The sequence below is a fragment of the Streptomyces sp. F63 genome (genome assembly GCF_018070345.1).
Lineage (GTDB): Bacteria > Actinomycetota > Actinomycetes > Streptomycetales > Streptomycetaceae > Streptomyces.
The window spans coordinates 1-22,410 of sequence record NZ_JAGPXX010000049.1 but is presented as its reverse complement, the minus strand read 5'-3'; the positions used below and the strand labels follow the sequence as shown (position 1 = coordinate 22,410).

The 22,410-nt window shown below is 74.7% G+C and carries 17 protein-coding genes and 1 pseudogene; 12 read left to right on the top strand and 6 right to left on the bottom strand.

The genetic code is table 11. The features are described from left to right. Window positions 1-678 precede the first annotated feature (678 nt). Window positions 679-2,055, top strand: coding sequence for a transcriptional regulator (locus KBZ10_RS28110; protein WP_210990558.1), 1,377 nt, complete (start codon window positions 679-681; stop codon window positions 2,053-2,055). 294 nt (window positions 2,056-2,349) lie between these two features. Further along, complete coding sequence (locus KBZ10_RS28105) at window positions 2,350-3,852, top strand: hypothetical protein (RefSeq protein ID WP_210990557.1); 1,503 nt, start codon at window positions 2,350-2,352, stop codon at window positions 3,850-3,852. A 566-nt stretch (window positions 3,853-4,418) separates the two neighbouring features. Here the strand turns inward: KBZ10_RS28105 and KBZ10_RS28100 are convergent. Beyond that, the gene (locus KBZ10_RS28100) at window positions 4,419-5,738 is read right to left on the bottom strand and encodes an ABC transporter substrate-binding protein (protein WP_210990556.1); all 1,320 of its coding nucleotides are present in this window, start codon (window positions 5,736-5,738) and stop codon (window positions 4,419-4,421) included. A gap of 172 nt (window positions 5,739-5,910) precedes the next feature. Here KBZ10_RS28100 and KBZ10_RS28095 point away from each other — a divergent pair, with 172 nt between their 5' ends. Continuing rightward, entirely contained in the window at window positions 5,911-6,357 is a 447-nt protein-coding gene (locus tag KBZ10_RS28095) for a hypothetical protein (protein ID WP_247703109.1), read from the top strand. Window positions 6,358-6,521: 164 nt separating this feature from the next. Then, a complete protein-coding gene (purU, locus tag KBZ10_RS28090) occupies window positions 6,522-7,463 on the top strand; it encodes a formyltetrahydrofolate deformylase (protein ID WP_210990554.1) in 942 nt (313 codons plus the stop codon). A 148-nt stretch (window positions 7,464-7,611) separates the two neighbouring features. On the opposite strand, the gene KBZ10_RS28085 is transcribed toward purU, so the two are convergent. Next, complete coding sequence (locus KBZ10_RS28085; protein WP_210990553.1) at window positions 7,612-8,823, bottom strand: zf-HC2 domain-containing protein; 1,212 nt, start codon at window positions 8,821-8,823, stop codon at window positions 7,612-7,614. Next, window positions 8,820-9,413 (bottom strand): sigma-70 family RNA polymerase sigma factor, encoded by a 594-nt coding sequence (locus KBZ10_RS28080; protein WP_210990552.1) that lies wholly within the window; start codon window positions 9,411-9,413, stop codon window positions 8,820-8,822. The genes KBZ10_RS28085 and KBZ10_RS28080 overlap by 4 nt, the downstream gene beginning before the upstream one ends. A gap of 311 nt (window positions 9,414-9,724) precedes the next feature. On the opposite strand from KBZ10_RS28080, the gene KBZ10_RS28075 reads away from it, so the two are divergent. The 5 genes from KBZ10_RS28075 to KBZ10_RS28055 all read left to right on the top strand — a co-directional run bounded on the left by KBZ10_RS28075 (window position 9,725) and on the right by KBZ10_RS28055 (window position 14,271). Then, window positions 9,725-10,099, top strand: a complete 375-nt coding sequence (locus KBZ10_RS28075; protein WP_210990551.1) for an STAS domain-containing protein — start codon at window positions 9,725-9,727, stop codon at window positions 10,097-10,099. Between the two features lie 511 nt (window positions 10,100-10,610). Beyond that, the gene (locus tag KBZ10_RS28070) at window positions 10,611-11,183 is read left to right on the top strand and encodes an EF-hand domain-containing protein (RefSeq protein WP_210990550.1); all 573 of its coding nucleotides are present in this window, start codon (window positions 10,611-10,613) and stop codon (window positions 11,181-11,183) included. Between the two features lie 387 nt (window positions 11,184-11,570). Then, the gene (locus tag KBZ10_RS28065) at window positions 11,571-12,164 is read left to right on the top strand and encodes an ATP-binding protein (RefSeq protein WP_210990549.1); all 594 of its coding nucleotides are present in this window, start codon (window positions 11,571-11,573) and stop codon (window positions 12,162-12,164) included. A gap of 815 nt (window positions 12,165-12,979) precedes the next feature. Beyond that, a complete protein-coding gene (locus KBZ10_RS28060) occupies window positions 12,980-13,537 on the top strand; it encodes an RNA polymerase sigma factor (RefSeq protein WP_307847651.1) in 558 nt (185 codons plus the stop codon). Then, window positions 13,534-14,271: a hypothetical protein gene (locus KBZ10_RS28055; RefSeq protein WP_210990548.1), complete on the top strand. Its 738-nt coding sequence runs from the start codon at window positions 13,534-13,536 to the stop codon at window positions 14,269-14,271. The genes KBZ10_RS28060 and KBZ10_RS28055 overlap by 4 nt, the downstream gene beginning before the upstream one ends. 331 nt (window positions 14,272-14,602) lie before the next feature. Here the strand turns inward: KBZ10_RS28055 and KBZ10_RS28050 are convergent, their stop codons facing one another. Both KBZ10_RS28050 and KBZ10_RS28045 read right to left on the bottom strand, forming a co-directional pair. Next, window positions 14,603-15,748: an NAD(P)/FAD-dependent oxidoreductase gene (locus KBZ10_RS28050; RefSeq protein ID WP_210990547.1), complete on the bottom strand. Its 1,146-nt coding sequence runs from the start codon at window positions 15,746-15,748 to the stop codon at window positions 14,603-14,605. Between the two features lie 357 nt (window positions 15,749-16,105). Further along, entirely contained in the window at window positions 16,106-16,756 is a 651-nt protein-coding gene (locus KBZ10_RS28045; protein ID WP_210990546.1) for a TetR family transcriptional regulator, read from the bottom strand. Window positions 16,757-17,027: 271 nt separating this feature from the next. Between KBZ10_RS28045 and KBZ10_RS28040 the strand changes: the two genes are divergently transcribed. The 3 genes from KBZ10_RS28040 (at window position 17,028) to KBZ10_RS28030 (ending at window position 21,928) form a co-directional block, all read left to right on the top strand. Beyond that, entirely contained in the window at window positions 17,028-17,828 is an 801-nt protein-coding gene (locus KBZ10_RS28040; RefSeq protein ID WP_210990545.1) for a VOC family protein, read from the top strand. A gap of 426 nt (window positions 17,829-18,254) precedes the next feature. Beyond that, window positions 18,255-20,891: a PQQ-binding-like beta-propeller repeat protein gene (locus tag KBZ10_RS28035; protein WP_210990544.1), complete on the top strand. Its 2,637-nt coding sequence runs from the start codon at window positions 18,255-18,257 to the stop codon at window positions 20,889-20,891. Between the two features lie 521 nt (window positions 20,892-21,412). Beyond that, complete coding sequence (locus KBZ10_RS28030; RefSeq protein WP_210990543.1) at window positions 21,413-21,928, top strand: hypothetical protein; 516 nt, start codon at window positions 21,413-21,415, stop codon at window positions 21,926-21,928. Window positions 21,929-21,970: 42 nt separating this feature from the next. Here the strand turns inward: KBZ10_RS28030 and KBZ10_RS28025 are convergent. Then, a pseudogene (locus tag KBZ10_RS28025) lies at window positions 21,971-22,282 on the bottom strand (IS630 family transposase); the annotation flags it as partial. Window positions 22,283-22,410 lie beyond the last annotated feature (128 nt).

Below are 22,410 nucleotides of genomic sequence, written 5' to 3'. Positions count from 1 at the left end.
ACCGAGGGGAACAGACGTCCAACCGGAGGAGGACCTCTCGCGCGTGACCGCAATCGGCCGGACCGCCGCCGCCCGCCGCCGCCCGCCGCCCGCCGCCCGCCGCCCGCCGCCGCGCCCTCCGGGTGCGCCCCGGCGCACGGCGGTCCGCCTTCTCGCGGGAACAGCGGTTTCCGGAGCGATGGCCCGGGCTCCCCCGGTCCCCTCCGCTCGCCCGGCGGCCCGCGACGGCGGTCATCCCGCCGGGCCCGTGGGCCCGCAGGCAAGCGGTCGGCGGCACCGCCCGTCGCGGCCGGCCCCGTCCACCGCGGTCCGGCTTCCGCCGACGGGCCGCCGGGCCGTAGCGGAACCCGGTTCGCGGTACGGGCCGCCGCGGAGCCCGCCCCGGCCGGTCACCTCTCCCGCGGCCGGCCGGGGGTACGGCTCCGAGGTGGTGCGACCCGGCGCACCCCGCCCCTGCCCGGGGCGCACGGATGCACCGGCGGGGGCGCGTGGTCGACCGGTGCTGTGCGGAGGGGTAGTCCGTACTGCGGCAACTTGCGCAGGAGTAACCCGCTGAACGATCCCGTAGGCATTGATCAGATGACATGGCAGGAATAACCGGTACCTCCCGTGAGGGGCGTGGACGGAACCGGGGCACCGCCTGCCGACCACGCTCGCGATCAGCAAGGGGGTAGAGGCATGGCAGCCAGGCCGCTCGTCGCACGCCGGCCCAACGAAAGGCTCGCAGCGCTGATACAGGAAGCCGGCTGCTCCAACGCCGGACTCGCCCGCCGGGTGAACCTCTGCGGCGCGGAGCACGGCCTCGACCTGCGCTACGACAAGACCTCGGTGGCCCGCTGGCTCAGGGGCCAGCAGCCCCGCGGACGCGCCCCGGCCGTCATCGCCGAGGCCCTGGGCCGCAAACTCGGGCGCACGGTCACGATCGACGAGATCGGCATGGCCGACGGCAAGAACCTCGCCTCCGGTGTCGGACTGCAGTTCGCGCCCACGGTGCCCGGTGCGATCGAACAGGTCTGTGAACTGTGGCGGAGTGATGTGGGCCGCCGCGACTTCCTGTCCGGTTCGTCCGTCGCCTCCTCGGCGCTGGTCGAGCCCAGCCGGGACTGGCTCATCACGGGGACCGACCCGCAGGTGGCCCGGGCGGGCGGCGCACGGGTGGGGATGACCGACGTCGAGGCCGTGCGGGACATGACCAAGGCGCTGACGGAGCTGGACCACCGCTACGGCAGCGGGCATGTGCGCCCGGTGATCGTGCACTACCTCAACAGCGTGGTCTCCGGGCTGCTCGGCGGCTCGTACAAGGAGGCGGTGGGACGCGCGCTGTTCGCGGCCGTCTCCCGCCTGACCGAACTGGCCGGCTACATGGCCGTCGACACCGGCCAGCCGGGGCTGGCGCAGCGCTACTACATCCAGGCGCTGCGGCTCGCCCAGGCCGCCGGGGACCGCGGGTTCGGTGGTTACGTCCTCGCCGCCGGCATGAGCCACCTGGCCGCGTCCCTCGGCAATCCGCGCGAGATCGCGCAGCTGGCCCGGGCGGCGCAGGAGGGGGCGCGCGGCCACGTCACCCCCCGGGCCGAGGCGATGTTCCTGGCGGCGGAGGCCCGGGGCCACGCGCTGATGGGCGACGGCACGGCCTTCACCGCCGCCGCGGCGCGCGCGGTGTCGGCGATGGAACGGGCCGACGGCGACGACCCCGCCTGGATCGGCCACTTCGACGAGGCCTATCTCGCCGACGAACTGGCGCACTGCCATCGCGATCTGGGCGAGGCCGGACCGGCCCGCCGCCGGGCCGAGGAGGCGCTCGCCGGGCACCCGGAGGGGCGGGTGCGCCGCCGGGCGATCGGACTGCTGCTCCTGGCGGCGGCCCAGACCCAGCAACGGGAGATCGAGCAGGCGTGCGACACCGGAACGCGGGCGGTGGAGCTCCTGGGCGGCCTCCGCTCGAACCGGGGCCTGGAGTACCTGGAGGACTTCCAGCAGCGGCTGAAGCCCTTCGCGGCCGAGCCGGTGGTACGGGACTTCGGCGAGCGGGCGGCGGAGCCGGTGCCCGCGTAGCGGCAGCCCGGGACCGCCCGGCCCACGGTGAGGAGAACCGGCCTGGCCCGCCCGGGTCCGCGGCCGCAGCGGTACGGCGGCGGGCACCGGCACGGCGGCCGGCGGGCCGGCAGCAGGGCAGCGCCGGGTCAACGGCCGTGCCAAGACGCGCCGTTGGCCTGGGGCGGTCCGTCCGGGACGCACCCCGCGTGGAACCGGCCGCGGCTGTGACCGGGCGCGTGGCAGAGGCACGCGGAGACCCGGTAGCGTGCAGGGAGCTTCCGTCGTAGTTCCCCGCACAGCCAAGGAGTCCTGGTGTCGCAGAGCGGACAGGGCAACGAGCCGCAACGTCACGCGTACGAGGGCATCGTGCTGCCGTCGGGTGGCGGCGAGCCGCTCGTGCCCGAGCAGCACGCGACGCCCCCCGCCGGGCAGCCGTGGGGACAGCCCTGGGGCCCGGAGCGGCAGCGGGAGCACCAGCCGCAGCAGGAGCAGCCGCCGCAGCAGGAGCCGCCGCAGCGGCCGCACTACGAGCCGCAGCCACCGCACTACGAGCCGCAGCCACCGCGGTACGAGCCGCAGCAGTACGAGCCGCAGCCAGACCGTGAGCCCCTTCCGCCCGCCGCGGGACCGATTCCGCTGCCGGCGGAGGAGACGCAGATGCTGCCCCCGCAGGCCCCGGCGCCGGCCGACGCCGAGGCGACCCAGCTCATATCGCCGATGGCCGGGGGGCCGCTTCCGCCGGAGAGACCCGCCGAATCCACCACCTTCCTCGGCCGCCGCCCCGGAGGGCCCGCGCCGCTGCCGCCGGAGAACGGCACGGACGAGCAGGCCACCCAGTACCTCGCCCCCGTGCCGGGTGACGGCCCGGCCCCCGGCCCACCGCCCGGCACCGCGCCGGTACCGCCGGCCCCCGGGCGGGCACCCTTCGGCGTCAGGCCCGGCTCGCCCGGTGACCGGCAGCCGCCCGCGGAGTTCGACGGGCTGTTCCGGGACTCCCGTGCCGCCGAGACGCCGGACGCCACCCAGCAGATGCCGCGCATCGACGAGCAGCCCCCGCCGCCGCCTTCCCAGCCGCAGTACGGGCAGCACCAGTACGGGCAGCAGCAGTACGGGCAGCCGACCGCGCCGCACCCCGGAGAGCCGCCGCAGGGCCGTGCGGCCCGCCGCAACGCCGAGCGCAAGCGGCCGCTCTCCCCGGTCGCGCTGGCCGGGATCGTCATTGGCGGCTGTGTCGTGGCCGGTCTGGCGGCGGGAGCCGCGCTCAGCGGCGGCGGCGACCAGTCCGGAGAGGACGACGACAAGAAGCCGGTCGCCGCGAGCCAGTCGGCCGGGACGGAGCCGTCACCGGCGGCGGACCCGGTCCGGGAGCAGGCCGAGGCCCTCGACGCGCTGCTCGCGGACAGCAACAACAGCCGGGACGCGGTGATCAAGGCCGTGCAGAACATCGGCGCCTGCAAGAACCTGCCCAAGGCCGCCTCGGATCTGCGGGACGCGGCGAAGCAGCGGAACGACCTGGTCACCCGGCTCGGCAGGATCTCGGTCGACCGGCTGCCCGGCCACGCGTCGCTCACCGCCTCGCTCACCAGTGCCTGGAAGGCTTCGGCCGCCGCCGACAACCACTACGCGGCCTGGGCCGACCAGGTCGCCTCCGGCAAAGGCGGCTGCAAGGGCGGCAAGGCGAAGGTGACCGGCCAGACGGCGAAGGGCAACACGGCCAGCGGCCGGGCCACGGAGGCGAAGAAGAAGGCCGCCGCGCTCTGGAACCCGATCGCCAAGGAGCACGGGCTCACCGAGCGCCAGTACCTGCAACTTTGAAACGGTGCCGGCGCCGGTCGCTCCCGGCCGCCGGCCGCCGTTGGGCGGGCCCGCCCGGAACGGAAGGCGGGCGGCCCGGGCCCGTAGCGCGCATCGGGTCGCCCGGAGCGGCGCCTCGGGGGCGGCCGTCCGGCCTTGTCGCGACACAGCCGAGATGACGGAGTCCTCCCGCGAGCGGTGACGGCCCGTGGAGCTCCGGGGCAGCGGGGCCCGCGCCGCCGGGCGGAGAGCACACGGCGGACAGCGCGCGGAGGCGGCCCGGGAGCGGCCCCGGAGGCGGCGCCCCACGGCCGGGCCACGCGATGGAGCGGCGGGTGGCCCGCGGGGACCCGGATTCGCACGAGGTGGAGTCGCACGAGGGGGGCCGCCCGGGATGGAGCCGCGCGGGGACGGCCGGCCGCGCGGAACGAGACCTCCGGTGGTCCCGCCCCGGTCCGCCCCGGTCCGTCCCGGTCCGCCCCGGCCCGTCCCGGTCCGCCAGGTCTGCCGAAGCCCGCCGCGGTGCCCGTCCTGCCGCGGTGCCCGTCCCGCCGCGCCCGCGGATCAGTGGCGGAGCGGGGGCCGCCTCACTCCGTGGCGGCCTCGTTCTGCGCGTAGGTGTAGCGGCGCTCCAGGGTCCGGCCCACGTTGACGAAACCCTCGCGCGCCGCTACCAGCCGGCCGTCCCGCACCTCCTGGAACGACACCATCGTGTTGGCGATCCGCGGATAGTCGCCTGCTCCCAGCGTGCCCTGATAATCCCAGCTCAGCTCGGGTGTCAGCCCGCCGGTGTCGATGCCGTCGGCGCCGATGCCGCTGTCGAGCGCCTGGCGCAGCGACCGGCCGGTGACGGCGCCGTCACCGATCGACTCGATCAGCCGGTGCAGCACGGTGTAGGCGATCCAGGTGGTCTGGACTCCGGGGTCGGACACGTCGACCCGGTTGTCGCTGAAGGCGTGCTCGCGGACGACCGCCCGCATCGTGTCCCAGGCCGGGTCGTCCGCCACCGGGTACCAGCCGGTGATGGAGGCGCCCTCGAAGGGGCTGTCGGGGCCGCCGCTGCGGTCCACGAGGGACTGCTGGACGCTGCCGAGGACGGAGGCCAGCCGGATCTGCCGGCTGTCCTGCCGCAGCCGCCGGAAGGAGTCGAAGAAGGTGTCGGTGCGGTCGCCGAGGGCGGCGGTGACGCACGCGCCCTCCGTGCCGAGGTTGTCGACCTCCAGAAGCTCCAGGGCCTGCTCGCTCTGCCGGGTGTACTGGGAGGCGTCCTCGGGGGCGCGTACGTCGCGGGCCCGCTCGCGGTCGCCCTCGGCCAGGCCCGCGCTGATCAGTGAGGGCATCTGGTCGCCGTTGATGGTGTCGGGACGGACCAGGGTCACGCGCTCGCAGTGTGCCGCGAGCTGCCGGCCGCTGCCGGCGATCAGGGTGGCGTGGCCGCCGTTGACGGGGTAGGAGAGCGGGCTGGTGAACTCCTCGTCGGTGACCCCGTATCCGCCGATGTACGGGATGCCCTCGGATTCGAGGGGCGACATGAAGGCGCGCCCGTGCTGGCTGTAGGAGCCGACCACGGCGGCGACGTCCTCGGCCACGGCGCGGCGCGCGCAGCGTCCGGCGCTGACGGTGTCGTTGTGCTCGTTGCAGGTGATGACCTTGAGTTCGCGGCCGTTGATGCCGCCCTTCTCGTTGACCCAGCGCGCGTAGGCCTTGGCCATGGCGGGCATGCCGGGCATGTTCGTCGCCGCGGTGCCTTCCGGGGCCCATGTCATCACGGTCACTGGATCCTTGGTGGCGCTCGAGGCGCCGGCGAGGCCGCAGCCGGCGAGGAGGGAGGCGCAGACCGCCGTCGCCGCCGCGACGGTCACCGCCCTGCGCGGAAGAAAGGGGGTGGAGCGTAGCCGTCCAGTCATGGACAGCGACGATTCCGGTTCGCCGGTAACGTCGTCGTGATGAAAGGTCAACAGGCGGTGACGTAACGGTGAACAGCGGGGGTGCGGGCGGACGGCCGCCGGCTGGAACGTACCATTCCGTTCTGTGCACGGTTCGGAGAGGTCTTCCCGTCGCGGCCACGGCTCACTCACTATGGGCGGTATGCCGCTCAATGACATGCCCTGGTGGCGCTGGCGCGCCCATGTGCGTTCCGCCCTTCACATGCTCTCGGACCCCGTGTTCCAGCAGGAGTGCTGGCTGGCCGGACGGGAGGGATACGGGGACGTGACCGACGCCGTGTACCGGCTGGTCGAGGACACCTGGCTCGACAACTGGTCGGCGGAGAAGTACGTCGGCACGATCTTCCGCGACTCCCAGGAGGCCGCGCTGGTCGATGTCGCCGTCCTGCGGGTGCTGCGGATCATGCACCAGGTCGGCCCGGACGCCCCCGTCGCCGTCTACCTCGAACACCACGGCTGGCCCGAGGCCGTACGGGCCGCCCGGGACGCGCACGTACGGCTCGCGCAGAACGACGGCGAGGACCCGGACGTCCCGCCCCACTCCCTGGACGTGCTCGCGCTCATGGCCCGCGCCGTCTGACGGGCGGGCCGGGCGCCGCGCGGGCACGGACCGGGCCGGAGCGATCGGGCCGGACCGGGACGGAGCGATCAGTGCCCGCGCGGCCAGTGCCCGAGCGATCGGACCGGGGCCGAGGGCTGGACCGGGGCCGTGGTGACGGGGCGGATGTGGGACCCTATGGGGTCATGAGCGAGTCGCAGCCCGCCGCCTCCGGGCAGGCCCCCGAGCAGTACATCCTCACCCTGTCGTGTCCCGATCGGCAGGGCATCGTCCACGCCGTGTCGAGCTATCTCTTCATGACCGGCTGCAACATCGAGGACAGCCAGCAGTTCGGCGACCACGACACCGGGCTGTTCTTCATGCGGGTGCACTTCAGCGGCGGTGCCGTCGGCGAGGGCCGCTACGGCGGCCGCCCCCCGGGTGAGGACGGCCCCGCCCAGGAGCCGGTGACGCTGGAGAAGCTCCGCGCCAGCTTCGCCGCCATCGGGGACTCGTTCCGCATGGACTGGCAGCTGCACCGCGCCGACGAGAAGATGCGCGTCGTGCTCATGGTCAGCAAGTTCGGGCACTGCCTGAACGACCTGCTGTTCCGCACCCGGATCGGGGCGCTGCCGGTGGAGATCGCGGCCGTGGTGTCCAACCACACGGACTTCCGCGAGCTCGTCGAGTCCTACGACATCCCCTTCCACCACATCCCGGTGACGAGGGAGAACAAGCCGGAAGCCGAGGCGCGGCTGCTGGAACTGGTGAGCACGGAGCGCGTCGAGCTCGTCGTGCTGGCGCGCTACATGCAGGTGCTCTCCGATGATCTGTGCAAGCAGCTCTCCGGCAGGATCATCAACATCCACCACTCCTTCCTCCCGAGTTTCAAGGGCGCGAAGCCCTACCACCAGGCGCACGCCCGGGGCGTGAAGCTGATCGGTGCCACCGCGCACTATGTGACGGCCGACCTCGACGAGGGCCCGATCATCGAGCAGGAGGTCGAACGCGTCGGGCACGAGGTCAGTCCCGAGCAGCTCGTCGCCGTCGGCCGTGATGTGGAGTGCCAGGCACTGGCGCGCGCGGTGAAGTGGCACAGCGAGCACCGGGTCCTGCTCAACGGCCACCGGACCGTCGTCTTCACCTGACGCCCTGACTTCCTGAGGCTCCGACGCCCTGCTCCCCGTGGTCCGCGCGGAGCGCCGTGAAGCCCTGCTGCCCGCGGCACGGGGGCGGCCCGCGGGGCCTTCACGGCGGGGGCGCCCCGGGACCGGGCGGCTCGCGCCGGGCCCCGGTTCACAGTCCGGACAGTGAGGCCGCCGCCGTCAGGACGTCGTGGATGGCCTCCCGGTCCCCCTCCTGGCCGGCCGCTGCCTCCTCCGGCGGTACGTGTCCCGCGGCGAGCCGGCAGAACTCGGTCCCGTCCAGGGCGACATGGGCGACGGTCTTCTCCGCCGAGGGTGCCGCGGCCGGTGAGTCCAGCGCGATGTACCAGTGGCCGCCGCCGCTGCCCTCCACCTCCAGATGCAGGGTCCGGCCGGGCGAGCCCGCCGCGACCAGCCCGCGCGGCGGTGCCGCGAGGCCGTTCCGGCGGCGCCGCGCGAGAACACCCGGCAGCAGCCGCACGGTCAGGTCGATCATGCGGTGCAGATGCGGCGACAGCGGTGGCCGGTACGGGTAGTCGACGGCCTCCGCGATGTCACCGGCGCGTACCCAGCACGCGAAGGCACGTTCGAGGAACGAGTCGCTCAACGGCATGGTCAACTCGCCGTAGGGAACCGTCAGTCCATGGGTGTCGCGCAGGGACACGGCCCGGACCAGGCTGTGCGTCTGCTCCCGCCAGGCAGCCCGCACCACGGCCGGTGCGGGGGCGGACGCCTCCCGTCTCCGGAAGGGCTCCGCCCGGCCCGCCGGTGAGGCCCGGCCGTCGGGCGGCCGAGCGCCGTCCGGTGGGTCGCCGAGCCCCAGGGCGGCGGCCACGAGGCCGTCCGTCGCCGCCAGCCGTCCGAGCGCCCCGGCGACGGTGGCGACGCCGCTCCGCTCCCGCCGCCCGTCGAACCACCTGAGCCGCACCGGTGCCCGCCACTCCGACTCCCCCATGTCGCGCAGCAGGGCGTCGAGCCGGGCCGTCTCGGCGTCGTACGGCGCCGCCCATTCCGGGACGGGGATGCGGGCCGGGCGGCGTCCGAGGCAGTTCGCCAGCACCCGGGAGCGCAGCCGCGGGTCGAGGTCGAGGTTGTCCTCGGGGTGCAGCAGGGCGACCGCGTCGCGCAACCGCAGCGCCTCGTCGGCGCAGGGCGCGCAGTCGGTGAGGTGAGCCTCGACGGCGGCGGTCTCCCGGGCTGAGCAGGCGGCGAGGGCCCAGGCGCCCAGCAGCGACTTGAGCACCTTGTGGTCGATGGGCGGCGGCCCCGCGGCATGGGGTGCTCCGCGGCCGGAGGTGTGACCCGTCGCGGCGCCGGGGGCGGGCGGCGGAGGCGGTGGGCCGGGATCGGAGGGATCGTTCACGGGTTTCTCCCGTAACCGGGCCGTGAGCCGGTGTGATCGCGGTCACCGGCGCGGTTGTTCGCGGACGAGAGCAGTTGCAGGCCGAGCCGGAGCCGCCGCCGGGCCTCGTCCTCGGTGACGCCGAGGTCGGCGGCGGCCTGACGGTAGTCGCGGCGTTTGAAGTAGGCCAGTTCCAGGGCGTCCCGCAGGGGTGCGGGCATGGAGGTGACGATGTAGTCGGCGCGGGCGGCGCGGGCGGCGGTGCGCACCTTCTCCTCGGCCTCCTCCGGGGTCCGGGTGCCGCCGGTGCGCATCAGTTCGGCTTCGGCGGCGCGCAACCGGTGCACGGACTGCCGCTGGGCGAGGGAGGCGATCCAGGAGCGCATCGGGCCCTGCCGGGGGTCATAGGTGTCGGGATGCTCCCAGATGTGGGCGAAGACGTCGCGGGTGACCCGGTCCGCGGCCTCCTCCTCCCCGAGGACCCGGTACGCCAGGCCGTGAACAAGAGAGGCGAACCGGTCGTACAGTTCACCGAGTGCGGCGGCCTCGCCGCGCGCCAGGCGCTGCTGCATCTTCCGGTCCCACCGGGGTGGTGCGTCGTTCGTCGCCATACGGCCCCCATTCGTGCCGTGTCGTCGTTCGGCCGCCCGCTGTGGTCGGGATCATTCCGCACTCCGCACGACGAATGTAGTGGGCGGGCCCGCCGGCGCACGCTCTTTTGCGGCAGCGGGCGCCTTCCGGGGCGTCCCGCGAGGGTATAGATCTCGTCACTTTGTCCGCTGCCGTGGTGTGACGGGGACAAGGCTGTGCCTAGAGTCGACGGAAGAGCCGCATGGCGAACGGGGTTTCGGGGGAGAGTGGTCGGACGGCGGAAACGGGAACGGCTGCTTCCGGATCTGGGAGACGAAGGGACTTCGCACGCGTGACGTTGAAGGTGATGGAAGACGAGCAGGGCACTTGGGCCATTCTCCAGGTCTCCGGAGAAATGGACCTGGTGACCTCGCCCGCGGTACGTCAGCGCGTGCACGACGCGGTGGCCGACGGCCGCCGCAGCCTGGTGCTCGATCTCTCCGGGGTCCGGTTCTGCGACTCCAGCGGTGTGGGCGTTCTCATCGCCGCGCGCCGGCTGATGCGCTCCTGCCAGGGACGGCTGCGGCTGATCCTGCCGGCCCGCGGCGCGGAGGACGGCTCCCACGTCAACCGGGTGCTCGCCGCGCTGGGCGTCCGGCGGCTCTTTGAGGTGTACCCGGACGTGACCTCCGCGCTGGACGAGACGGCCCCTCCGCTCACGGCCTGATCCCCCCGCCCACGGCCGGGATCCCCGCCACGGCAACCGCCGTGGGATGCCGGGCCGCCGGGCACCACGCCGCCGGGCACCACGCTGCCGGGCACCACGCCGCCGGGCACCACGCCGCCCGACACCGGGCTGTCCGCGCCCGCCCCGCCGCTCCGGCCGGGACCGGTGGCACGACGCGGCCGTGCCGGCCTTCCGTGCGCCGCGCGTGCGCCGCGCCCTCGGCGGGTGGTTCCGCCACACGCCCCCTCCCGGCCGCCGTCCCCCGCCGGTCAGGGCCCCGCGCGCCCCGGCGCACCGCCGCCGCGCGCCCGCCGCCGCGACTCCCGGGCACGTCCGGCGTATCCACCCCGCCTCCGCCAGGCCCCGGCTTCCACCCGTCCTCCCGGTCCTCCCCGGTGGCACGCGGCTCCGGCGCACGCGCCGTCCGCTCCCTTCCGTGAACTTCGCCTGAACTCCGAACGTACGTACCATCATCTGAGGTCAGCCCCGTTACGACGCAACCGAGGTCACCGTGGACAGCTCTGAGTACGAGCGCAAGATCGCTTCTCGTTTCGCCTCCTTCGACCAAGACGGCAACGGCTACATCTCCCGCGAGGACTTCCACACCGCCGCGGCGGCCGTGCTGAAGGAGTTCGGAACGGCGGCCCGGTCGGACTGCGGGCAGGCCCTCTACCACGGCGCCGAGGGGTTCTGGCAGGGCATGGCCGGCATGGCCGACCGGGACGGCGACCAGCGCATCACCCGCGAGGAGTTCACGCACGGAGCGGTGAAGCGGCTGCGGGACAACCCGCGCAGCTTCGCCGAGATAGCCCGGCCCTTCCTCCGCGCGGTGATGGCGGTGGCGGCCGGTGTCTGCGCGGGCGGGAACGGCGGTACGGGCGGCGGTGGCGCGGGCCGGGACTCGGGCAACGCCGGTACGGTGACGGCCGATCAGGCCGAGCGGGTGCTGCTCGCCCTGGGCGTGCCCGGGGACCTGCGCGGCAGGGTGGCGGCGGCGCTGGACACGGACGGCGACGGCCGGATCTCGGAGGAGGACGCGGTGGCGGCCTTCGCCGCCTACTACACGACTCCCGAGCCGGAGTGACGACGGCGGACCCTCACGGACCGTGCCCGCGGCGGCGGACGCCGATCGCGGCCGATCACGCCCCGTGAACCGGCCGGCCCCCGGGGAGCGTCCCCGGGGGCCGGTGCGGTGTGCGCCGGTGGCAGCGGTTCCGGTCCGCTCCCGTGCTCCCCGCCGGCGGCCGCGCGCCCCGCTGGACCGCGGTGGAGGCCTACGGGCGCCCGGTGTTCGACTGGCGGCGGTGCGGGTCGCACAGTATGCAGTACGCGTACTCCTTTGCGCCGGAATATGCCCGAAGCGCTTGTTCGGGTGACTGTACGTCAACCATGCTGTCCTCTGTCGGGGTCACTTTCCGTGATCATTGGGAGACGCGCGGCGATGAGTCCGCCGGTTCGGATGGTGTGAGCGGTGCAGGTGCTTCAGGTTCAGCTGGAGGTTCGGCCCGATCCCGCGGAGGTGGGGCGGGCCCGGAGATGGGTGCGCTCGCGTCTCGCCGGGTCGGGGGTGGGGGGCGACGAGTCGCTGGCGGAGACGCTGCTCCTGCTGGTCTCCGAACTCGTCACCAACGCGGTGGTGCACACGGGCCGCCCGGCCGTGCTGCGCATACTGCTGCCCGCCCCTGAGGGTGCTGACGGGCCGGGCGGCGGCGCGGGCGGCGTGAGCGGCCCACTCGGCCCGGGCGGCGCCGGTGCGGGGGCGGCCGGCCGTCGTCGCGCTGCCGTGCCCGAGACGGTGCGGGTGGAGGTCGCCGACCGCAGCGCCCGTCCGCCCGCGCGGCGTCATGTCGAGGGCGACGAGACCAGCGGGCGCGGGCTGGAGTTGGTGGACGGGCTGGCCGACCGCTGGGGATGGCGCTCGGAGGGAGCGGGGAAGGCGATCTGGTGCGAGGTCGACCGGGGGGAGTCGGTGTGCGCGACGGAGGCCGGTGAGCCGGTGGAGGTGCCGGTGTCCGTCCCGGCGGCCGCTCCTGAACCCCAATGCGCTATGCCAAAACTGGCGTAACCGGACATAGTTGCGCCCGGGTGTTGACGTCCCGACACCGGTTGATCACTCTGGGATTCAACGATTCGTTGTGAGGGGACGCCGAGGACGGCCCGGCGACGGGCGCGGCCTCGGCGAAAACGGGTCGTCGTCCGGCGCGACGGTACGAAATCCGGGTGCCGGAGCCGGGTGGTGGTCCCCGCCGTACCGGGCCCGGGGCGTGTGACACGCGCCGCCGGCCGGCCGGTTCGCGGGGACCCGCGCCGGACGCCCGGCCGCGTGCCGCCGGTGCATCCGGTTCCGGCCACGCGGCGCCGGTGCGTCCACCCCGGCCGCGTGCCACCCCGGCCGCGTGCTGCCCCGACGCTCTCTGCCTTCCGTGCGGCCCGGGACCGGCCCCGCGCCCCCCGGCCCCGACGCCGTGGCTCGTCCGTTCCTGCCCGGCCTCCTCCTCCGCGTGCCGCGGCCTTCCGCCCGGCCTCCTCCTCCGCGTGCCGCGGCCTTCCGCCCGGCCGCTCCGCCAGGTCGCTCCGTTCGGCGGCTCCTGCCCTGACTTCTCCGTCCTGCCCCTCCCGCTCCGTTCCACTCCGCCTCGCCCGGCCCCCACCGTCTCCGCCGCCGCTCCGGACCCTCCGCGCCGCCCTCCGTGCCCCCGGCCTCGCGGACCGTGCTCCCGTCCTGGGCCCGGTCCGTGCCCGGCGGGGGTGCGCCACGGTCGGGCCGCCCACCGGACTCGTCAATTCCGCTGCTCGCCAACCACTCTCTCGTGGCGGTAAGCACCCTGCGTGCAGGGGTAATTACCCGCCTGGTCCGGCAACCCGGGGAGGTAGGTGCCAGTGAGCCACGCGCCCGGCGCGTCGGCGGGGTCTCCGATCGACGACGTCTTCTGCGCCCTGCTGCCCAGGCTGTACCGGAGAGCCGTTCTCATCGCGGGCGGCCGGCAGTCGGCGGAGGACATCGTGCACGAGGCCTACCTCAAGCTCGCGGCCCGCCCCCAGCGGTTCCTTGCCCACCCCGAGCCCTACGCCTACGCGTTCACCGCTCTCGTCAGCGTCGCCCGTGACGCCTACCGCCGGGAGCGGCGGCAGGTCCCGGTGGGCGACGTGGACGGCCGCACCGGTGCCGGGGCGGACGGCGCGGAGGAATGGGACGGAGGAGTCGGCGACCGGCAGGCGCGGCTGGAGACGGTGCGGCTGCTCCGGGGCCTGACGCCCCGTCAGGCCGCGGTGATCGTCCTGGTCGACCTCGACGGCTACACCCTCGACCAGGCCGCCGAGATCCTGCGCGTCCACCGGGGCACCGCCGCCCGCCACCGGGAACGGGCCCTGGGGAAGCTGCGCGCACTCGTCCACGCGCCCGGGCGGGCCGGAACGGAGAAGGAGGGGGCGCCGTGAGGAGCCGCGAACCGGACGAGGAGACCGTCCCGCTGCTGCGCGAGCGGCTGCGGGCCCTGGACGAGGCGCTCGGCACGCCGCCCGGGCTCTGGGAACGGATCCGCTCGGGCCCGCCCGCCGTACCCGCCCCGCGCGCCGAAGTCTCCGGCCCGCGGCGGGTGCACGGGTTTCCGCGCCCGCTGCCGCGCGGACTGCCGGGCGGCCCGCCGCACGGCCCCTCGCGCCGTCTGCCGGCCGGCGCACCGCGCCTGGTGCCGCGTCTCCTGGCGGGCGTGACGGCCGCGGTGGTGGTGAGCCTGGTCCTGCTGGGCGCCTGGTGGCTGGCCGGCCCGCCGGGCGGCCCGGACGGCGGGGACGGCGGCGGGACGGACGGGCGCCCGGCGGGCCCGCCCGCGGTGACCCTCACCGTTCACAACGCCGAGGAGGCGTGCCGGAATCTGCGCACCCTGGAGTGCGCGCTCGGCCTCGCCAAGGACCCGCACCGGCGTTACGGCTCCCCGGACAACCGCGCCGGCCGGGTGTGGCACGGCGACCGGGTGTCCGCGGTGTGCGTGGTGACCGACGGCCGGCTCGTCCGCGACGAGGCCGGCGTCACGTCGCGGCGCTGGTACCTGGTGTCGGGCGGCGGCGCCGTCCTTCCCGTCGACGGCTGGCTGCCGGGTGTGCGTACCCGCAACCTCGCGGAGGTGCGGGCGTGTTCGGCGGCGGAGGCCGCCGGGGGAAGACGGCGCTGAGGCCGCCGGGGGAGACGGGGCTGAGGCCCTGCGCCCGGATGCCGTCCGCCGGGTCGGGTCCGGCGGGTCGGGTCCGGCGGGTCTGTTCCGGCAGGTCGGGTCCGGCGGGTCTGTTCCGGCGGGTCGGGTCCGCTGAGTCCGGTCCGGAGAGGCCGGTCGTGTCGGGGTGGGTCCGGTGGGTGGTCTGGTCCGGTGGGTCGGGTCCGGCGGGGCGGGTCTGCTGAGCTCGGTTCGCCGAGCCGTGTTCGCTGAGTCCGGTCCGGCGGCTCCGGCCCCGGGGCCGGAGCCCTCCGGACCGCGGCCCGTGGTGTGTTCGCCCCGTGGCCCCTCGTCAGCCCCGGTCCGCGGTGAGTGCTATCCGCCGGGCGATCCGGCGGGCATCCAGGGCGAGTTCGCGGAGCATTCCGCTGATCGGGTTGGTGTAGCCGGTGAAGTAGAGCCCGGGGGCCCCGTCCGCCGTGCGCGGGCCGTGGACCACCGGCCGGCCGCGGCCGTCCAGGACGCCGAGATGGCCGACCAGCGCCTCCAGTCCGCGGCGGTAGCCGGTGGCCGCGATCACCGTGTCCGGGGAGATGCGCGATCCGTCGGCGAGGACCACCTTGCCGTGGTCGAACGAGGCCACGGCGGCCACCGGCTCCACGGCCCGCGAACGCACGGCCTCGACCAGTCCGACGTCCTGCACCGGGATCGCGCCCTCCCTGGCGCGCGAGTACAGCCCGGTCTCCGGGCGCGGCAGCCCGTACTCGGCGAGATCCGGCAGCGACAACCGGGCCAGGCCGCGGGCCGCCCGGTCCACGGCGCCGGCCGGCAGCCGGCGGCAGAGGATGCCGGTGCGCTGCGCGGGCCAGCCGGCCGTGGTGCGGCGCACGATGTGCGGCGGGGTGCGGACGGCGAGCCGGACGCGGGAGGCGCCGCCCCGGGCCAGTTCGACGGCGATGTCGGCGCCCGTGTTCCCGGTGCCGGCCACCAGGACGTCCCGGCCCGCGTACGGCCCGGCGTTCCGGTACTCGCGGGCGTGCAGCAGTTCACCGGTGTAGCCGTCGCGGCCCTGCCAGTCCGGGAGGTACGGGGTGTGGTTGAAACCGGTGGCGATCACGATGTCGCGCGCATCCAGCCGGCGGCCACCGGTGGCGTGCAGCAGCCAGCCGGAGTCCGTCCGCTCCACCCGGGACACCTCCACTCCGGTGACGACGTCCAGCCGGTGGTGGTGTGCGTAGTCCTCGAGATAACGGATCAGGTCGTCCCGGGTGAGCCAGCGTCCGTACGCGCGGGGGATGGCCAGGCCCGGAAGGGCGGAGAGCCGCCGGGTGGTGTGCAGGCGCAGGCTGTCGTAGTGCCCGCGCCAGGAGGCGGCGACCGCGTCCGCCTTCTCCAGCACCACGGCCCGTACACCGCGGTCGGCGAGGGCCGCGGCCGTGGCGAGCCCGCCGGGGCCGCCGCCTATGACGTACACGGGAGAAGTGGTGTTTTCCGGCATGACCGTGAGCGTAGCGGTGTATTGACGTGTGTCGGTCAAGGGGAGCGGGTTCCGTTTTTCACGGTCCGGTTGCGGAACGGTCACGGCGTCGGCACCGGAGGGCCGGGGTGAGCGGCCGCGGGAAGCGCGGGCCGGTGGTTCCGCTCTGCGGGCGGCACGGATCCCGCGGGTCGGGGAGCAGGGCCGTGGGGGAGGAGGGGGCGCCCGGGCCCGTGCCGGGTGGGGGCTGCCGGCGGTGATGCCGGAGGGGGGATCGTCCGGAGGCGGTGCCGGAGACGAGGAGGGTGCGGGGGGCGCGGGGTGCGCCTCGTGCGGGGAGCGTGCCGCCGCGGTGGCTCCGAGGCGGGAGCCGGGCCGCTACTTCGCCGGCTTTTTGCCCGTGATCCCCAGATGTACGAGGGTCGTCAGATTGGGCTTCAGTTCGTTCTGCTTGACGCCCCAGCCGGAGAAGCCCTTCTGGTGTGAGGCGACCGCGGCCAGCATCACGACCACCGAACCGGCCATGGCGGCCGGGCTGATGTCCTGGTCGATCCGGCCCTTGGCCTGGAGATCCTTGACGGTCTCCGTCAGGGAGCCGGTGACCGAGTTGAGGATCTTCATGCGGATTTTGTTGAACCGCTTGTCGCCCTCGGCCGCTCCGAGGTCGATGACGCGCAGGATGGCGTCGTTTCTTCGCCAGAAGGTGAGGAAGCCGTCGACGAGTTGCTCCGCCGTCTGGCGGCCGGATCTCCCGGCCCACGACTGACCGGCCACCAGGCCGGTCAGGCTGCCGGTGCCCTCCTGGGCCACCTCCTCGGCGAGCTCCAGCACGGCGCCCTCGACGTCGGGGAAGTACTGGTAGAAGGTCGCGGGCGAGGTGCCCGCCTTCCGGGCGACGTCGATGACCTTGACATCCCGGTACGGAGACGACTTGAGCATCTCGCTGAGACAGTCGAGGAGCTTCTGGCGCGTCGCCTGTCCACGGCGTCCGGCCACCCGCCCGTCGACGGTGCGAACTTGTCCTGTCATGTCGTCAGCTTACCGACGGGTGATCGGAGCGCGATCTGGCCGCGGGCAAACGGGGGGTGGCCGTGTGGGGGCCCGCGCCCGCCCCGGGCGGGGGTTTTCACGGTCGGCGGCGGTTGCTCCGTATCGGTGAGAAGCGTTGTCCACAGCCTGTGGACAAGCCGTCCGGGCGCCCCGGCCCCGGTCCCGTCCGCCGGGCGGGACGGGCGGGCCGCGGATAGCCTGAATCGCGCGGTAGTGCAGCAGACCACCTGATATGGGAGGTATCGGCATCATGGCGTCATTCGCGGAGGGCGTGCCCTGCTGGGCGGACGCCATGCTGCCCGACCTGGAGGCGGGGAAGCGCTTCTACGGAGAGCTCTTCGGCTGGACCTTCGGCCCCCCGGACGAGCAGTCCGGCCGCTACACCCAGGCTTTCCTCGACGGCGACGCCGTCGCGGGCCTCTTCCCGAAGACGGATGGCCGGATGCCCACCACCTGGGGGGTCTACCTCGCCACCCCGGACGCGGCCGCCGTGGCCGGCCGGGTGCGCGAGGCCGGCGGCCAGGTGATCACCGGGCCCGTGTCCGTCGGCGACGCCGGGGTGATGGGGCAGGCCGCCGACCCGGGCGGCGCCGTCTTCGGCTTCTGGCAGGCCGGCGAGCACCAGGGGTTCGAACGGCAGGGCCGGCCCGGCTCCTACGCGTGGATGGAGATGTACACCCGGGACAAGGAAGCCGTGGACCCCTTCTACGAGCGGGTGTTCGGCTACGGGATCCAGCCCATCGACACCGGGGACGACCTGGAGTTCGCCACCTGGTCCCCGGCCGGGAAGCCCGCGAACGAGGAGACCGCGATCGGCGGCCGGTGCGTCATGGACAGCCGCTTCCCCGCCGAGATGCCGCCCTACTTCCTGCTGTACTTCGCCGTCGAGGACTGCGACGAAGCCGTACGGGACGTGTCCCGGCTCGGCGGGCGGTGCGTGTTCGGGCCGATGGACACCCCGTACGGCCGGATCGCGACGGTCGTCGACGACCAGGGCGCGAGTTTCGCCGTCATCGCCCTCGCTGAGCCGGAGGCGGGTCCCGTGACGTAAGAGAGGGCGGGAGTGGGGAGGGTGCCCGTGGCACGGCGCGCGGACCGCGGCGGTGACGGGGCGGGACGGAGGGCGGCAACTCCGGCCGCGGCAGCGGCGGGAGCCGTGACCGCACCGCCGACGGCGGCCGGTCCGGGGCGTTCCGGCGGTAACCCCGGGCGTTCCGCCGGTCACCCGCTGACCTGTGCGTACAGTGTCGTCCCGGGCGGCCCGGCGGCCTCCCGCCGGCCACCCGTCACCGGTGCGCCGCACCGGCGACGGCGCGGCGGAACGCGGTGACGCGCGGGGTGACACCCCGATTCGGCCCCCGGTTCGCAACCTCCGCGTCCGGCAGGAAGAATCAGGGTGCGTACCCCGGGACCGTTCCCGGTGAGACGCTGCACGGGGCCGGACGACTTCGAGCCCTGACGGGGAGGTGGCAGGCAAGTGGCGGAGCAGCTGACGCAGCACGATCCGAGACGGATCGGCCCGTTCGAGGTTCTCGGGCGGCTCGGCGCCGGCGGCATGGGGCTGGTCTATCTCGCCCGTTCGGCGTCCGGCCGGCGCGTAGCGATCAAGACGGTGCGCACGGAGCTCGCCGAGGACCAGCTGTTCCGGGTGCGCTTCACCCGGGAGGTGGAGGCGGCGCGCGCGGTCAGCGGCTTCTACACGGCGGCGGTCGTGGACGCCGATCCGCACGCGGCCGTGCCGTGGCTCGCCACCGCCTACGTGCCGGCCCCCTCCCTGGAGGAGATCGTGGGGGAGTGCGGCCCGCTGCCGACGCAGGCCGTGCGCTGGCTCGCCGCCGGGGTGGCGGAGGCCCTGCAGTCCATCCACGGCGCCGGGCTCGTGCACCGCGACCTCAAACCGTCGAACGTGCTGGTCGTCGAGGACGGCCCGCGGGTCATCGACTTCGGTATCGCCTCCGGCGCCTCCAACACCCGGCTGACGATGACCAACGTGGCCGTCGGCACCCCCGCCTACATGTCGCCGGAGCAGGCCCGGGACTCCCGCAGCGTCACCGGCGCCAGCGACATCTTCTCGCTGGGCTCCATGCTCGTCTTCGCCGCCACCGGCCACGCCCCGTACCACGGGGCCAACCCCGTCGAGACCGTCTTCATGCTGCTCCGGGAGGAGCCCGACCTGGACGGGCTGCCGGACGACCTGCGGCCCCTCATCGAGTCCTGCATGCAGACCGAGATCGACCGGCGGCCCAGCCCGGCCGACCTCCAGTCGCAGCTCGCGCCGCACCTCTTCGCGTCCGGCAGTGACGACAGCGGCACCGCCTCGGCCTGGCTGCCCGCGCAGGCCGTCTCCCTGATCGAGCAGCGGCGCGGCGGCGGACGGCCCGCGGCCGCGGGGAGCGCCGGCAGCGGGCCCCGGGGCCACGGCCGGGACCACGGCCGGGGCGCGGGCGCCCGGGCCGGCGCCCCGCCCGCGGACGATCCGCGCGGCGGACCGGGGGCGCAGGCCGCGCCCGCCGGCCGGCCCGGCACCGGCATCCCCATCGGCCCCGGCGGCCCCGCCGCCCTCGGCCGGCCGTCCGGCGACCCGCGCGGTACGGCGCACGCGGACGGCGCGCGCGCCGCGCACCCCCAGCCGTCCCACATCCAGCCCTCCCACGCCCCACCCGGCGGGGCGCACCCCGGCGGCTCCGGGCGGCACGCCGCCGCGTACGGCGCGGACGGCGCGGCCCACGGCGGGGACGGTGCCGTGCAGCTCGCCGGCTCGCGGGTACCGATCGGACCCGGCCCCCGCGCCGCCGACGCGCGGGACCAGCAGGCGCGGGCCGACGCCGGTCCCGCCACCGGCTGGGTGCGGCCGCCGAACGGGGTTCCCGCACCGCCCGTCACCGCGCCCCCCGTACCGCAGAACCCTCCGCCCGCCGGGCCTCCCGGCGTACCGCCGCAGCAGGGCCCGGGCGGCCCGGAGCGGGCCGCGGCGGACGGGCACTGGCGCCCCTGGCGGTTCCGGATGTCGAACGACGTCTGGGGCACGCCGGTCGTCATCGGCGACCTGCTGTACGTCACCTCCTTCGAGGTGCACGCCCTCGACGTGGCCACCGGGCGCCGCCGGTTCAAGACCCGCGAGGTCGCCTGGTCGATGGACGTGGCCGACGGCCGCATCCACGCCTCCGACGGGCCGACCCTGCACACCCTGGACGCCAAGAACGGCACCGAGCTGTGGCGCGCCCCCACCGACGGCTGGGCGTACACCCTGAAGACGGACGGCGGCACCGTCGTCACCGCCACCCGTGGTGGCGGCGTGCAGGCGTGGGAGGCCGCGAGCGGCGAACGGCTGTGGGAACTGACCGGCGCGCAGAGCGACTTCGAGACCCCCGAGGCCGGGCCGGTCATCCACGGCGGCGTGGTCTACGTGTGGTCCGACGCGCGGCTGCGCGCCCTGGAGGCCCGCACCGGCGCCGAGCGGTGGTCCTACCCGGTGGGCGACGCGGCCTCCTGCGGCGGGGTGCCGGTGCGGCTGCTGCCCGCGCCCGACGGCGCCGTCTACATCTGCGCCGGGACGCGCGTGCTCGCGGTCGACATCGCGCGGGGCGACGTGCGCTGGCGCTTCGAGGCGCCCGCGGCCTTCCTCTCCCCGCCCGCCTTCGCCCCGGGCCCGGCGGTCACCGGTGGCGGGGTGTACGTGGCCGACTACCTCGGCACGGTCTACGCCCTCGATGCGGCGGACGGGCGGGACCGGTGGCGGATCGCCACCGAGGCCCGGCAGTCCACCGCCCCGGTGCTGGCCGCGAACGGCTCGCTCCACGTGGGCAGCGGCAGCGCCCTCTACACGCTCGACGCGGTCACCGGCGCCCCCAAGTGGCGGTTCGCGGCGCAGGGCGAGGTCATCGGGGCGCCGGTCGTCGCGGACGGCCGGGTGCACTTCGGCTCGGCGGACCACTGCCTCTACGCCCTGGACGCCGGAGGCGGCGCGCTGCGCTGGAAGCTGGCGACCGGCGGGGAGATCACCGGGGCGCCGGTCGTGGTGAACGGCGTCGTCTACGCCTGCAGCAAGGACCGCTGCGTGTACGCGCTGGACGCCCAGAAGGGCACGGGGCTGGCGAGGCCGCCGCAGCGCTGAGGTCCGCCCCGCGGTGGCCTCGGCCGCCCTCGGGGCCCGGGGGCGCCCGGGGAGGGCTTTCCGGGGCCGGGCCCTGACGAGTGTCCCCGGCCTCGGTTCGGTCCCGGGCCGGACGGGCGCCGGTGTCCGGTGAGGCGGTGCTGCGGGGCGCCGGTCCGCTGCGGGGCGCTGGTCCCGGGCCGGGCGGATGCGGGTGCGGGCGGTTGCGGGTGCGGGCGGTTGCGGGTGCGGGCGGACGCCGTACCGCCCGTACGTCTGCGGTGACCGGGCCCCTTGCACCTTGTCCCGTGCGGCCGGGTGTCCCGGCGGACCCGGCGGCGGCCGGCTCCTGCGGAGGATCCGGGTCCGGGTGCGCAACGCGTCGTCACCGCAGGCTGGTTGAGCGCCGGCCGTGCCTGTGACAAGGCTGTGACAGCCTCCGGACACGATCGATCTCTCCGCCCGCGGGGACCTTGCTAGCGTGGCGTGCACTCATCAAGTCGGCCGGATCCGGCCACTTTTCATTCAACGGGGGTTGAAGCGTGAAGCTTCGTCATGTCCGGGCAGTCGCCGTCTGCGCACTCGTCATCGTCGCCCTGACCGGAGCGCGCGGCTCCCGGAGCGGTGGCGGCTGCGACGACAACAGCGGCAGCAGCGGTTCGCACAGCAGCAGCAGCGGCGGTTCGTACGGCGACAGCGGCTCCTCGTCCTCGGGCGGCAGCAGCGTCAGTGGGGTCACCAGCGGTGGCAGCAGCGGCAACCGCTCGGCCCTGCGGGACATCACCATCGACACCTGCGGCTTCGACGCCTCCGGCAAGAACATGACCGCCACGCTGAGCATCGACAACAGCACGGGCTCGCTGGACTACGAGTACGACGTCACGGTCGTCTTCAAGGAGACGAGCGGCACCACGGTCGGCACCGCACGGGCCGACGACGTCTCGGTGCCGGCGGGGCGGACCGGGAAGGCCGACGCCACCACGCCGTACACCGGCACCGGCGACGGCTCCGAGGTCACCAAGTGCACGGTGAAGCGGGCGAGCCGCAGCACGTTCTGATCGGGCGGCTCGGTCCAGCGCTTCCGCTGAGCTAGTGCCGGATCAGGCAACGTTCGCCCTGTCGACGACGGCGCGTAGGCGCCGGTCGTCGGCATGGCGGTTTCGCCAGATGATGTAGCGGCGGATCATGCTGCCCTGTTCCTTGTGGGTGGCGTGGTCGGTGCCGTCGAGGGTGAAGTAGCGCAGGGCGGTGAACTGGGCTTCTATGCGGTTCAGCCAGGAGGAGTTCGTCGGGGTGTAGGCGATCTCGACGTTGTTCGCCTCCGCCCAGGTGCCGACTCGCTGGCACTTCTTCGTGGTCAGGTGCGGGGAGTAGTTGTCACAGACGATCGCGATGCGGACGTGGGCCGGGTAGGGGCCTGTCAAACGAGCGGTGTAACCGGGGTGGTTGGGGTTACTGGCGGGCTGCGGAGAGTCGGCCGTCGAAGGTGATGTCGAATGCGTTCAGGGCGGTTTTCCAGCGCATGGTCCAGCGGGCTTGA

Excerpts from the sequence above, each read along its gene's own strand:
- purU (WP_210990554.1), top strand. The coding sequence starts at position 6,522 with ATGAGCGAGTCGCAGCCCGCCGCCTCCGGGCAGGCCCCCGAGCAGTAC.
- KBZ10_RS28110 (WP_210990558.1), top strand. The coding sequence starts at position 679 with ATGGCAGCCAGGCCGCTCGTCGCACGCCGGCCCAACGAAAGGCTCGCA.
- KBZ10_RS28080 (WP_210990552.1), bottom strand. The coding sequence starts at position 9,413 with ATGGCGACGAACGACGCACCACCCCGGTGGGACCGGAAGATGCAGCAG.
- KBZ10_RS28050 (WP_210990547.1), bottom strand. The coding sequence starts at position 15,748 with ATGCCGGAAAACACCACTTCTCCCGTGTACGTCATAGGCGGCGGCCCC.
- KBZ10_RS28040 (WP_210990545.1), top strand. The coding sequence starts at position 17,028 with ATGGCGTCATTCGCGGAGGGCGTGCCCTGCTGGGCGGACGCCATGCTG.
- KBZ10_RS28100 (WP_210990556.1), bottom strand. The coding sequence starts at position 5,738 with ATGACTGGACGGCTACGCTCCACCCCCTTTCTTCCGCGCAGGGCGGTG.
- KBZ10_RS28045 (WP_210990546.1), bottom strand. The coding sequence starts at position 16,756 with ATGACAGGACAAGTTCGCACCGTCGACGGGCGGGTGGCCGGACGCCGT.
- KBZ10_RS28095 (WP_247703109.1), top strand. The coding sequence starts at position 5,911 with ATGGGCGGTATGCCGCTCAATGACATGCCCTGGTGGCGCTGGCGCGCC.